This window comes from Vibrio chagasii (assembly GCF_002954585.1).
Lineage (GTDB): Bacteria > Pseudomonadota > Gammaproteobacteria > Enterobacterales > Vibrionaceae > Vibrio > Vibrio chagasii_A.
Genome location: NZ_MSCI01000002.1, coordinates 1028135 through 1041674, shown reverse-complemented (window position 1 = coordinate 1041674; position 13540 = coordinate 1028135). Strand labels below are relative to the sequence as shown.

The following is a 13540-nucleotide window of genomic DNA, read 5'->3' as shown; positions in this document are numbered from 1 at the left end:
AAAATGACGGAACACCACAACAGTGACCCTCGTCTCGACACGACTCGCGAAATTCGCGCACCTCATGGCACCACATTGCGCGCAAAATCTTGGTTAACAGAAGCACCACTACGTATGCTGATGAACAACCTAGATCCTGATGTGGCAGAACACCCGCATGCACTGGTTGTGTATGGTGGTATTGGTCGTGCAGCACGCGATTGGAAATGTTACGACAAGATTGTTGAAGTATTAGAGCGCTTAGAAGACGACCAAACACTGCTTGTTCAATCGGGTAAACCTGTAGGCGTGTTCCCGACTCATAAAAACGCACCTCGCGTATTAATCGCTAACTCGAACCTTGTTCCACACTGGGCAAACTGGGAACACTTCAACGAGCTCGATAAAGAAGGCTTAATGATGTACGGCCAAATGACCGCAGGTAGCTGGATCTACATCGGTTCACAAGGCATTGTTCAAGGTACTTACGAAACCTTTGTCGCTATCGCGAAGAAACACTTCCAAGGCGAAGCAAAAGGCAAATGGGTACTCACTGGTGGCCTTGGCGGCATGGGTGGTGCTCAACCTCTTGCAGCGACCATGGCTGGCTTCTCAATGATTGCAGTTGAATGCGATGAATCACGAATCGATTACCGCCTGCGTACTGGCTATGTCGATAAGAAAGCCACCAGCTTAGATGAAGCGATGGCTATCATTAAAGAGTCTGACACACCTATTTCTGTTGGCCTTCTAGGTAACGCTGCGGATGTTTTCCCTGAGTTAGTAGAACGCAACATCACGCCAGATGTCGTGACAGACCAAACCTCGGCCCACGATCCTCTGAATGGCTATTTGCCTCAAGGTTGGACGATGGAGAAAGCTGCACAAGAGCGTACCATTGATGAAGCGAAAGTCGTTAAAGCAGCTAAGCAGTCCATGGCGATTCAAGTGCAAGCCATGCTAGACCTGCAATATCGCGGCGCTGCGACCGTAGATTACGGTAACAACATTCGCCAAATGGCACTGGAAGAAGGCGTAGAAAACGCGTTCGATTTCCCGGGTTTCGTTCCTGCTTATATTCGTCCACTGTTCTGTGAAGGTATCGGTCCATTCCGTTGGGCAGCACTGTCTGGTGACCCAGAAGATATCTACAAAACAGACCAAAAAGTAAAAGAGCTGATTCCAGACAATCCTCACCTGCACAACTGGCTAGATATGGCTCGTGAACGCATTCAGTTCCAAGGTCTACCGGCACGTATCTGTTGGGTTGGCCTGAAAGATCGCGAACGCTTAGGTCAAGCCTTCAATGAAATGGTGAAAAATGGCGAGCTGAAAGCACCAGTAGTTATCGGTCGTGACCACCTAGATTCAGGTTCGGTGGCAAGTCCGAACCGTGAAACAGAAGGCATGATGGATGGTTCAGATGCCGTATCAGATTGGCCTCTATTGAATGCACTGCTAAACACAGCTGGCGGCGCAACTTGGGTTTCTTTACACCATGGCGGCGGCGTTGGCATGGGCTTCTCGCAACACTCAGGTATGGTGATTTGTTGTGACGGCAGTGAGGATGCATCACAGCGTATTGCTCGCGTACTTCACAATGATCCAGCAACAGGCGTTATGCGTCATGCAGATGCGGGTTACGACATTGCTAAACAGTGTGCAAAAGAACAGAAACTTGATTTACCTATGCTGAACGAAGAACTTCGTCGCCTTTAATGTCTGGAGAGAACATGTTGAATTTATTACTTAAACCAGGGCATCTAGGTCTATCTGAACTGCGTAAAATCAGCCGCAGCCCGGTGAATTTGTCGCTAGACCCTGCAGCTATTCCAGATATTGAAGCAAGCATGCAGGTTGTAGAGCAAGTGATCGCTGAAGACCGCACTGTCTATGGCATCAACACGGGCTTTGGCTTACTGGCGAACACCAAGATCGCCCCAGAAGATCTCGAAGTTCTACAGAAAAGTATCGTACTTTCTCACGCAGCAGGCATCGGTAAGTTCATGTCTGACGAAACCGTGCGCTTGATGATGGTACTCAAGATTAACAGCTTGTCTCGTGGCTACTCAGGTATCCGACTCAAAGTGATCAATGCCCTTATCGATCTAGTGAACGCGCAGGTCTACCCTTGTGTGCCACAAAAAGGCTCGGTAGGTGCATCAGGTGACCTTGCTCCCCTCGCCCACATGAGTACCGTTCTACTTGGTGAAGGCCAAGCTCGTCACAACGGTAAAATTATTACTGGTTTAGAAGCGATGAAGATCGCGGGACTAGAGCCAATCACACTCGCTCCTAAAGAAGGTTTAGCGCTACTCAACGGTACGCAAGCATCCACCGCATTCGCCTTAGAAGGCCTATTCGCAGCAGAAGACTTGTTCGCGTCTGCGGCAGTATGTGGCGCGATGTCTGTTGAAGCAGCACTGGGTAGCCGCCGCCCATTTGATCCTCGTATTCACCGCGTTCGTGGTCACCGTGGGCAAATGGACGCTGCGTTAGCTTACCGTCATCTGCTCGACCAGAAGAGTGAGATTGGTGAGTCACACACGTGTTGTGAAAAGGTTCAAGACCCTTACTCACTACGTTGTCAGCCTCAAGTGATGGGCGCGTGTCTGCAGCAGATCCGTAACTCCGCAGAAATACTGATGGTTGAAGCGAATTCCGTATCGGACAACCCACTGGTCTTTGCCGACGATGGTGACATTATTTCGGGTGGTAACTTCCACGCAGAACCCGTTGCTATGGCCGCAGATAACCTAGCCTTAGCTATCGCCGAAATCGGTAGTTTGTCAGAGCGTCGAATGGCACTGCTGATTGATAGCGCGTTAAGTAAACTTCCACCGTTCTTAGTCGACAATGGCGGCGTTAACTCTGGCTTTATGATTGCTCAGGTTACCTCAGCAGCATTAGCAAGCGAGAACAAAACACTGGCTCATCCAGCTTCTGTAGACAGCTTGCCAACGTCTGCTAACCAAGAAGATCATGTTTCTATGGCAACCTTTGCTGGTCGTCGTCTTCGCGACATGGCAGAGAACACTCGTGGAATCTTGGCGGTTGAGTATTTAGCAGCAGCGCAAGGATTGGACTTTAGAGCACCAAATCTATCTTCACCTCGAGTAGAAGAAGCGAAACAGATCCTGCGTGAAAAAGTCAGCTTTTACGACAAAGACCGCTACTTCGCACCGGACATCGAACAGGCTAACTTATTGCTCAAATTGTCTGTGCACAACCACTTAATGCCTGAAGGTATTTTGTGTAGCTTCTAAGTCGTGAAATAACACATCATATAAACAAGGGCTATCGATTAGCCCTTGTTGCATTGAGCCAGTCACCATATCCCCCGTAAAATCCTCACATACCATCCAACGTATTTATCTAATTGACTGATATATAAGCAAAGTTAACTGGATAGACCATTAGATCGAAGTTAGTTAGCTATAATCCACCCCAGATTTGATGACTAATAGCGATACTATGTTTCTGACACCTTACTTTTCTACTGAAGACAATCAATTTCAATTCACTCGTGAACAAGCAAGCCACTTTGCTAAAAAAGTAGCTGGCGATTTCAACCCAATTCACGATGAAGACAACAAGCGCTTCTGTGTTCCTGGCGATCTTTTATTTGCGGTTCTTCTGCAAAAAGAAGGCATCAGCCAAAAAATGCGTTTTGATTTTTCAGGTATGGTTGGCAACGGTATTGCGTTAAGCGTTGACAACAAGTGTGAGAAAGAAAGCTCACTGGTTGACGAGAAAGGCAAAGAGTACCTGCACATGTCTTGTGAAGGTGAGAAAAGCCACGATCAAGCATTCATCGAACACGTAGTAACAAACTACGTTAAGTTCTCCGGTATGAACTTCCCACACATCATGGTTCCTCTTATGGAAGAGCAACAAATGATGATCAACTGCCAGCGCCCTCTTGTGATTTACGAGAGCATGGAAGTTGAGTTTTCTCGCCTAGACCTTTCTCACCCAGAAGTTGAATTCTCTGGTGCGACGTTTGACGTTGAAGGCAAGCGCGGCATCGTGACACTGAATTTCGATTTCAAAGAAGATGGCGAAGTAGTCGGTAAAGGCGTGAAGCGCATGGTAGCAAGCGGCCTTAAGCCATACGACCAAGCTTCTGTAGACGATCTAGTAAACCGCTTCAACGAGCGCAAAGAGATGTTTCTAGCTCAGTTCGCAACAGCAGCTTAAGTAAGCTAATACAGAATTAAAAAGCCCGGCTTGATATCCCCAAGCTGGGCTTTTTTCATTCTAAACAATAGATATTGGTTTAAGGCACAGTTATTTACTGAGTCCCTTTCCTCTTCAATGACGAAAGTGACTTACGCATCATCGCACCGCCTAACAGCATCGCCAGCCAATACCAACCCATTGAACCACCTGTCTTTTTGATGGTTGGATCTTCCACCAAACTTAACTCTCTAATCTCATTACTATAAGCAAAGTTCTTAATGGTCACTCTGTCATGCCCTGTAGACCCAACCTCATCTTTGCTGTAGGCAATCATGAAGCTATTGTCTTTAGTTCTCGCCATTGGCAGTTCAACAGTCCCAGATAATTGCCCCGCAAACGCGCCGACTTCAAAGCCGTTAATGTAGATCTCCATATAGTCATGCTTTTCTTCAGAAAATACGGTGAGATCCAAAGACACGGTACCAGCGGGGATACCGTCCACAATGAATGCAGTGGACTGACTATTACCAATATCTGGTGAAGCTATCGTATTCCCTTCTACATCCCAAGCTTCTGTGCTGTAGACAGCATTGTTAGGTATCGTGACGAGTGCATTCACCGTATCAGAAACCTTATTTGCGCCAATAGCATATGCCTTTGATATCACTACACCCGCTAGTGAGTCGGTTGACACCTTGATACCAAAATCATGATTACCCACTGAGTCTATGTTGTAGCTTACAACCACATCACAGCCTTCATTCGGCGATAACGTCCCACAACTGTTACTCTTTATAATCGCACTACCATTGTAGGTTATAGGATCGTTTGTACCGACAGCCAAAGATACGTTGGTGACGCTAATCTCTTGATCAGATTTGTTCGTAAATTCAAACTTGTGTTCAATCGGACCCAAAGGTCGAGCGCCTAGCATCGCTTTAGTTTGGTAACTAAAGCCAGCCGTCTTCTTACCAATCCACTCGGCAAAGTGGCTAATATTGGTGTAAACACCGTATGCCTTTGGCTGAGCGCAACCTTCTCCCCAACTCACAAGACCTAGCTGCTCGTATTGACCATTGGTGGATAACATGATTGGGCCACCGCTATCCCCGCTACATGAATCGCGGCCGCCTTCTCTGTAACCGGCACAAAAAGCATCAGCGCCAATATCTGAATATCCATCTCCTTGACCAAGGTTACAATCTCTCTGACTAACTAACGGAACATTCACTTGATGCAACTGGCTCGTAGATGAGTATTGCTCTTCTGATGGATTCTGATCACCCCAACCTATGACGGTTAACATCTGACCTGCATTCAAGTTATCACGAACATAACCATCGACAAGACTGACGGTAGGTTCCGCAGGTTTTTCGCTAAGCTCAATAATGGCGATGTCATTACTCGCAGGCTCTTGAGTATAACTTTCATGAGCATAAATTTGCTCAACAGAATAGCGGTGCTGCTCTACGTCGGGCGAAGAAAGATCAGAGACACCAATGACAACCTCAAAATCTTGGTTGCTGCTTGCTTCGACACAGTGCGCTGCTGTGAGTACATATCGCTCACCAATGAAACTTGCACCGCAGAACTGCCCTTCGTAGGCATCCACATTTTTTGAAACAAGCGCGACCATAAATGGCCAGCTACCTTTTGCTGCTTCATTACCGTTGATAATTTGAGGAGAAATATCTGCCAACACTGGCATTGAAGAGAGGCCAACCGCATAAATACTTAATGGCAGCCATTTTGTCTGGATAACTTTCATTACCTAACCTTTCATTTGTTTTAATAATGATGGGCAGGTTATTTGATAAAAAATAAATATAAACGGTAAGCACATCAAAATATGGCTTACCTTGAAAACGTAACGGATATTAGGGGTTGGTTAACTCATCACCCCACAAAGCAAATCAAATCCATCGCCTTACCTTTTGTTTGTAATCAACATATTCCGCACCGAACAATTGCTCCAGTGCTCGCTCTTCTGGTTTGATTTGGAACTGATTCATGTAGATAACAAAAGCAAAACTTAATAAGACGCTGAAAATATTCTGGAAGAAATAACCAAAGCAGAACAGTAAAATGAAAAGGCCCAAATACATTGGGTTTCGCGTGTATCCAAAAATCCCACTATCAACGACGGTAGAAGCAGTTTCTACTTTAATTGGATTAACGGTAGTTTTCTGTTTTCGAAACTCCCAAATGCCAGATAATCCAATAACGCCACTCAATGCGATTCCAACACCGAGAACAATCAGCTTAAACGGCATTTCTATCTCGCCTGCACTCAACTGTTGAGCACTGAAATAAGAGACGACTAAAACCAATATAAACAGAGCAACAGGTGGGACTTTCAACTCAAGAAATTTCATAACTTTCCTTATTAACAATTCCATTGTTAGTTTAGAAAAAAGCCCAGCAATTGCTGAGCTAAATAGTTTAAAGAATTTGTGCGAGTGCCTGTAATGGGTGGGCAAGCTTCTCACCTTCAAAACGCTTCACTTGGCTACGGCAAGAGTAACCTGTTGCTAAACAGCGCTCTTTTGGTAAGTCTTGAATCCTTGGCTTCCAACTTAAACCATAGATGTCTTTCGACATTTGTAATTTATCGACTTCATGTCCAAAGGTCCCCGCCATACCACAGCAGCCAACAGGTACGCTAGTAAGGGCTGCTCCAAAGTGTTGGAAGATAGCGCCCCACTCTTTTTCAGCATTTGGCATCTTGGTTTTCTCGGTACAGTGAGAGAACAAATACCACACCTCTTCACTCGCAGAGCGCGCTTCATAGTCATCGAGCGATGGCAATAACCACTCATGAACAGTAAGCACATCGAAGTCACCACGCTTGTCCCCTAAGATCTCGACATATTCATCGCGGTAACAAAGTACCAGAGCCGGATCCACACCCACTAATGGAATACCAATATCAGCCACCATCGACAAGAAACCAGAAGTGGATTTCGCCTCGCGTGCAAAACGACTTAAGAAGCCCTTGATGTGTAACGCTTTACCATTTGGTTTAAACGGCAGTAGCACAGGTGTTTTGCCAAGCTTTTGAGCCAGAGTGACAAAGTCTTCAACCACTTCTGCATCATAGAAGCTAGTAAACGGATCTTGGACGATCAAAACGTGCTGCTTCTTCTCTTCAGAAGAGAGCCCTTCTAGGTATTGAATATCGAAGAGTTGTAGCTCTTTACTCGCCAGACGATTTTTCAGCGTCGGTACCGACATCAGCGGCGCATCGACATAACCGACCGTTTTCGCGGTTGCAGATTGAACCCACTTTTGCCCCAATGCAGCATTAACGACCTTTGGCGCTTTCGCCATGAGTGGCAGCATGGTTTCAATGTTAGCCACCAAGTAATCTTTCGCTGGGCGTTGATAGCGTGAGTAATAGATATTTAAGAATCGTGAGCGGAAACTTGGTACATCAACTTTGATCGGACACTGACTCGCACACGCTTTACATGCAAGACAACCATTCATCGCTTCGTGTACTTCGTGCGAGAAGTCGTACTCATGGCGTTTATTCATGGTGTTGCGAATGCGCTCAACCATGGTTTTGACCGGCGTATCGTCTTTTAGCGCTTCTTGCTCTAAATCGAGTATATCCACGCCTTGCTCAGTTAGCTGACGCAACCACTCTCTGACTAAACCAGCACGACCTTTTGGTGAATGGCGACGGTCAGCAGTGACTTTCATTGACGGACACATTGGCGAGCTCGTGTCGTAGTTAAAGCACAAGCCGTTACCGTTACACTCCATTGCTTGCTTAAAGCTATCGCGCACTTGAACGTCGATCTGGCGATCATAAAAGCCACGCTTGGTGTCGGTCACTTTCACCAACTCAGCGTCACTTTCTAAAGGTGTACAGATCTTGCCTGGGTTCATTTTATTATGTGGGTCGAATGCCGCTTTAACACGTCGAAGCTCGGTAAACAGTTCTTCACCGAAGAAGTCAGGACCGTACTCAGAGCGGAATCCTTTACCGTGCTCCCCCCACATTAAGCCACCGTATTTCGCCACCAGCTTAACCACTTCATCAGAGACTTCGTGCATTAAGGCTTCTTGCATTGGGTCACATAGGTCAAGTGCCGGACGGACGTGTAGAACACCCGCGTCAACGTGACCGAACATGCCGTAATTCAGCTCTTTCGAATCAAGTAGCACTCTAAATTCAGCGATGAAGTCAGCCAAATTTTCAGGTGGTACACAAGTATCTTCAGCAAAAGCGACTGGCTTAGCACGACCTTTCGCCGCACCTAATAGGCCTACCGCTTTTTTACGCATGTTGTAGATTCGACCAATGCTCGCCAAATCGCTGCATACTTGGAAGCCAATCACGCCCGCTTCTTCGCTCTCAACCATAGTTTCAAGTTTGGCTGTCAGCGATTGAACTTGCTGTTCAACTTCCGCTTCATCTTGGCCCGCAAACTCAACCATGTTGATGCCAAGCATCTCTTTGTTAGGAACGTCCATCAGCAGGTCGCTCACGGTATGCCAAACAATGTCTTGTTTCGCTAGGTTCAATACTCTTGAATCGACCGTCTCTACAGAGAGAGCCTTCGCTTCAACCATGAACGGTGCATTACGCAGAGCAGAATCAAACGTGTTGTATTTCACGTTAACCAGAGTTCGCGCTTTCGGGATTGGGGTTAGATTTAGCTTTGCTTCAGTAATGAATGCTAAAGAGCCTTCTGCGCCACATAACACGCGAGTAAGGTCAAAGCTGTCATCATCATTGATAGCATTCTTAAGGTCGTAGCCCGTCAAGAAGCGGTTCAATGGTGGGAATTTATCGAGGATTTGAGTGCGTTTTTCACGACACACCGCTTCGGTAACCGCAAGCGCATGATGAGCAAATTCACCCTCTTCCGGTAAGCCATGTGATAAATCAGATTCTAAACACGAACCATCGGCGAATACCGCTTGCAAAGACAACACATGGTCAGATGTTTTACCGTACTTTAATGACCCTTGGCCTGATGCATCAGTGTTAATCATGCCACCAAGTGTCGCTCGATTACTGGTTGAGAGGTCTGGAGAGAAAAAGTAACCGTAAGGGCGAACCGCGTCGTTCAATTGATCTTTAACGATGCCCGACTGAACTCGTACCCAGCCTTCCTTCTCATTAATCTCAAGAACCTGATTCATGTAGCGTGATAAATCAACCACAACCCCTTTAGTTAGGGATTGTCCATTGGTTCCGGTACCGCCACCACGAGGAGAAAAAGTGACGCGTTCATAAGCAGATTTAGAACCCACTTTACCGAGAAGCACAACGTCGTGTGTTGTTTTGGGAAGAATGACAGCCTGGGGCAGTTGCTGATAGACACTGTTATCAGTCGCGACCGCCAAACGGCTAGAATATTGAGATTCAATGTCGCCAGTAAAGCCCGCTGTTTTTAGTTCATCTAAAAAGCGTACAACAACTGGATCGACATCAGCATTGAGTTGAAGTCTTGGTAACATTTGCTTCCTGCCCCTACTTCGCTGATCCTATCAGCATTGGGTTATCTGAGATTTTTAATAATTTTCTTTGAATTTCGTCACTTTACTACTATTAAGATCATATAAAAAGGTGATCAAATCAGAATCTCAGTGCAAGAATGGAGAAATAGTCACTTTCGTCTTAATTCAGTAACAATATATTGAATAACATTCTGTTTAAGACATCTCCACGAGCACATCACAATGAAAAAAAATAAAACAGTCACCACTGAAGACATTCTTCTTAAGCTTTGCCAATCAGTCTCAAGCGTACTTACTTCAGCGACGGCTTCTCAGGTGTCCTACTCTGCTATGGTGCAGAAGATCAACAAAACAAGCCTCAAGCCAGATTTCGGTTGTTTTGTTCTTTTTGACGGCGGCTTTTCTGGCCTTGTTGTTATTAATTTTACGTCGAAAGCCGCATTAGAGATCTACACCAATTACATGCGTAACATGGGCATGCCTGAAAATGAATTAGCAGTGCTGCATACATCTGATGAGGTCGGTGATGTTCTAGGTGAACTAATGAACCAGCTAGTTGGTGATTTCACTAATAAGATCCGCAAAGAGCTGCAAACTAACATCACGCAGAACCAACCGAAAATGCTGGCACTGAACAAGCAAGTAAACCTTTCTGTTGATACCAATCTTGATCGCCCACAGGCTCGTCGTGTGACCTTCTCAACTGAAAACAACAACATCTTCTACCTTGAGTTGGCTATGGACAAAACAGAGTTCATCCAACTAGAAGAATTTGAGATTGCAGAAGACGAGTGCCCAGACAGCATTCTCGAAGCAACTCAGAAGAAGATGCAGGAAGGCAATAAGTCAGCTCAAAGCTCAGGCAACGATTCAGCAGCCGATCTGCTTGATGAACTGGGTATCTAGTTTGCGAATGCTCTAGTCATTCTAAAAAACTTTGTCAAGAACGCCATCTATCCTCTTGATGGCGTTTTTGTTTATGCCCCAAAGTCCGTTTTGCTTAATTAATTGTTACCAACCCAACTCGCCCACAGAGTGAGTTTTGCTTTCTGTTACCCGCCAAAACATGTAAAATGTCGGACTTTTCAAAATTTGCGGTAATGATTAAGTAGTCGATGGATAAGAAAAAAGCCCTAAAGAAAATAGCCAAGTGTCTTGAGCTTGGTAATTCTGCTAACGTCAACGAAGCTGCCAATGCAATCAAAATGGCGCATAACTTGATGCTGAAATATGGTCTTGAGAAAGACGATATTGAATTTATCAAGATGGGCAAGACTCAATCCACGCACCTATTACCCGCAAATATCAGTTCAACACTGCTTCGTGTTATTCGTGGTATTAATACTAAGTTCGGCGTAGAAGCTGTGCTGCTCAACCACAAAGGCCTTAAACGCGTAGAGTTCATCGGTGAAGCCGATCGTGCCATCTTTGCAGCCTTTGCTTTCGATATCATCTACCGTGAACTCAATGAGCATACAGGCCAGTTTCGTAACAGCTTTGCGGGGTCTGGTACGGGTACATTAGAAGTAACCCGTCGCGTAAATTCATTTGTATCAGGTTGGGTTGAAGGCGCACTTGAGAAGCTACCAACGATCACACCAGACGAAGAGTCGAACAACAAGATCAATAACTACATCGATAAAGAGTTCAAAAATATCGACCGCGAAACCTTCAAACAGCAGCTTAAAGAGGCGATGAAAAATCTCACTGCTGATTACGAGGTTGGTTTGAAGAAAGGTCGTAAATTGTCTGTTAATCGACCAGTTGCCGGTGCACAGGCACCTAAAAAGATATCTAAATCATAGAGCTTCTTTACATTGCTTCAGCGTATTGATAAAAACCATCAATAGGACCTACAGGACTATATGTTTGTCATTCGTAATCCATACGTTTGACAGAAGTACATGATGGAGAAAATACGTTGAAAAAAATCACACTAGCCCTAGCGCTTACTGTCGCACTTACGGGTTGTCAGGCAACTCAACGCCAAAACGCTACTACTGGCGAATCTGAGACTAACTCTGCAACTCAAGGCGCTCTAATCGGTGCAATCGTTGGTGCCGTTGCTGGTGCTGCTACCGGTGACTCTAAAGACCGTGGTAAACGTGCTCTTATTGGTGCTGCTGGTGGTGCTGCTGTTGGCGGTGGTATTGGTTACTACTTTGACCGACAAGAAGCTGCACTTCGTGAAGAGTTGATGAACTCTGGTGTTCAGGTAGAGCGTGTTGGCGAAAACCAACTTCTACTTCGCCTTGAAAACGGCATCGGTTTCAATTCTGGTTCTTACGCACTTGAATCAAGCATTCACAACACGCTTCGTGGCATTGCTCGTATCCTAGTTGAATATCCAGACACTAGCCTAGTGATCGAAGGTCACACTGACAGTACAGGCAGTGAGTCGACTAACCAAATCCTTTCTGAGCGCCGTGCTGAATCTGTTCGTGCATTCTTGATCTCTCAAGATGTAGCTGCAGGCCGTGCCATTGCTCGTGGTAACGGTGAGCGTTACCCTCTATGTGACAACAACACGTCTCAAGGCCGTGCTTGTAACCGTCGCGTAGAAATTCAAATCTTGCCGCTTAAGTAGCACGATTAAAGCCCAGTCTCCTTTATCTATTGAAATAACCGCTATATAGTGGCTTGTCAGTCGTATGGCTTATTTAAAGCTGTACGACTTTATTGTTCACTACATAGCGTCTTGATACTGATATCGGCACTGGGCTTTTTACGAGACTTATCTTTTGCTTATCCTACCCAACTTTCGATCACTACCGTCCCCGAGAACTTTCCTTCTAGCCCTTGTTTTATTGCTTTCCTCCCTCGCCCATGCGGCAAATAAAAGTGAAGAAAGTAACGCAGCCGATTCATCACCTAAAGATTCAGTATCACAATATCAATTGGCACAGGCGTATGAACTAGGAGTTGGCGTCCCTCAGAACATCGATGATGCATTCTATTGGTATTCACAATCCGCAGAAAACGGCAATGTAGATGCACAGTTCAGATTGGCTGAGCTTTACTTAGCAGGAACGGATGGAAAACCCGACAACAAATTGGCCTTGGAATGGTTTATCAAAGCCGCATTGCAAGGGAACAAGCGAGCGACAGTAGAAATCGCCAAGCTCTACGAATCTTCCCCAGAACAAGTGCTACTCAGCCCGCTAGACGCGGCACAACTTTGGTATGAAACAGCATTACCAGACAACCCAGACGCAGAAGATGGCTACAACCGTGTTCTTGAAGCACAGTTCAATCAACAACGTGCAAAACAGATCTCTTCAATCGAGCAACTCGACGAGGGTATCGGCTCTGAAATAGACAACAGTCAGGGATTGCCTCAGCAAATACAATCTAACCCCTCCAGCTCTAACCTCAATGGCACTGACTTTATGATTGGTGCGGCATTGGTGTTACTGATTATTATCGTGAGTATCGGCGCGACTCTGGTGCTCTCGCGAAAAAGAGAGATTCTAAAATCGAGTGACCTGGGAACACAGAAGCAGGCACTCGAAGCGCAGCTGAGCGAAAAGAGCCGCACCATTAAGCAGCAAAAGCGTCAATTGCAGACCATGTTCAACGAATTGAAGAAACAAAAAGGCCAAAAGAGTTCGAACAATTTACAGCTAGCCTGTGCGCTATTTGGTTACACGCCGAGCTCTATTCCTAATCAGAAAAGTATTAAGGTGAGATATAAGCAACTATCAAAAATTTATCACCCTGATGGTCAAGGATGTGATGAAGAAATGAAACGTTTGAACAGCGCGCTAAAAACCATCTTACAAAGTGTTACGAAATCGTAAACAATTACACACCTTTATCTTTCCATCTCACAGAGATATCGATTTTATTAGTGTTGCAATCGATCACCTTCTCAAAAACGAGTAACAAACTATTAACTAATAGG

Annotated in this window: 10 protein-coding genes; 7 read left to right on the top strand and 3 right to left on the bottom strand. The window is 45.5% G+C overall.

Features of this window, described 5'->3' with window-relative positions:
* Positions 1 to 3: 3 nt before the first annotated feature.
* From hutU to BTO10_RS12885, 3 genes are all read left to right on the top strand, one after another.
* Complete coding sequence (hutU, locus tag BTO10_RS12895) at positions 4 to 1698, top strand: urocanate hydratase (protein ID WP_105024766.1); 1695 nt, start codon at positions 4 to 6, stop codon at positions 1696 to 1698.
* Between the two features lie 14 nt (positions 1699 to 1712).
* A complete protein-coding gene (gene hutH / locus BTO10_RS12890; RefSeq protein WP_105024765.1) occupies positions 1713 to 3245 on the top strand; it encodes a histidine ammonia-lyase in 1533 nt (510 codons plus the stop codon).
* 208 nt (positions 3246 to 3453) lie between these two features.
* Positions 3454 to 4179, top strand: coding sequence for a DUF3581 domain-containing protein (locus tag BTO10_RS12885; RefSeq protein WP_105024764.1), 726 nt, complete (start codon positions 3454 to 3456; stop codon positions 4177 to 4179).
* Positions 4180 to 4273: 94 nt separating this feature from the next.
* Here BTO10_RS12885 and BTO10_RS12880 read toward each other — a convergent pair whose 3' ends face one another.
* The 3 genes from BTO10_RS12880 to ydiJ form a co-directional block, all read right to left on the bottom strand.
* Positions 4274 to 5929, bottom strand: a complete 1656-nt coding sequence (locus BTO10_RS12880; RefSeq protein WP_105024763.1) for a trypsin-like serine protease — start codon at positions 5927 to 5929, stop codon at positions 4274 to 4276.
* A gap of 145 nt (positions 5930 to 6074) precedes the next feature.
* Positions 6075 to 6536 carry a methyltransferase family protein gene (locus BTO10_RS12875; protein WP_105024762.1) on the bottom strand — a complete coding sequence of 154 codons (462 nt, stop codon included), beginning with the start codon at positions 6534 to 6536 and terminating at the stop codon, positions 6075 to 6077.
* A 67-nt stretch (positions 6537 to 6603) separates the two neighbouring features.
* Complete coding sequence (gene ydiJ / locus BTO10_RS12870; RefSeq protein ID WP_105024761.1) at positions 6604 to 9636, bottom strand: D-2-hydroxyglutarate dehydrogenase YdiJ; 3033 nt, start codon at positions 9634 to 9636, stop codon at positions 6604 to 6606.
* Positions 9637 to 9858: 222 nt separating this feature from the next.
* On the opposite strand from ydiJ, the gene BTO10_RS12865 reads away from it, so the two are divergent.
* The 4 genes from BTO10_RS12865 (at position 9859) to BTO10_RS12850 (ending at position 13436) form a co-directional block, all read left to right on the top strand.
* Positions 9859 to 10542 (top strand): DUF3334 family protein, encoded by a 684-nt coding sequence (locus BTO10_RS12865; RefSeq protein ID WP_004738470.1) that lies wholly within the window; start codon positions 9859 to 9861, stop codon positions 10540 to 10542.
* A gap of 209 nt (positions 10543 to 10751) precedes the next feature.
* Positions 10752 to 11441 (top strand): DUF2786 domain-containing protein, encoded by a 690-nt coding sequence (locus BTO10_RS12860; protein ID WP_004738471.1) that lies wholly within the window; start codon positions 10752 to 10754, stop codon positions 11439 to 11441.
* 116 nt (positions 11442 to 11557) lie between these two features.
* Entirely contained in the window at positions 11558 to 12223 is a 666-nt protein-coding gene (locus tag BTO10_RS12855; protein ID WP_105024760.1) for an OmpA family protein, read from the top strand.
* A 154-nt stretch (positions 12224 to 12377) separates the two neighbouring features.
* On the top strand, positions 12378 to 13436 hold the full coding sequence (locus tag BTO10_RS12850; protein ID WP_105024759.1) for a J domain-containing protein: 1059 nt from the start codon (positions 12378 to 12380) through the stop codon (positions 13434 to 13436).
* Positions 13437 to 13540 lie beyond the last annotated feature (104 nt).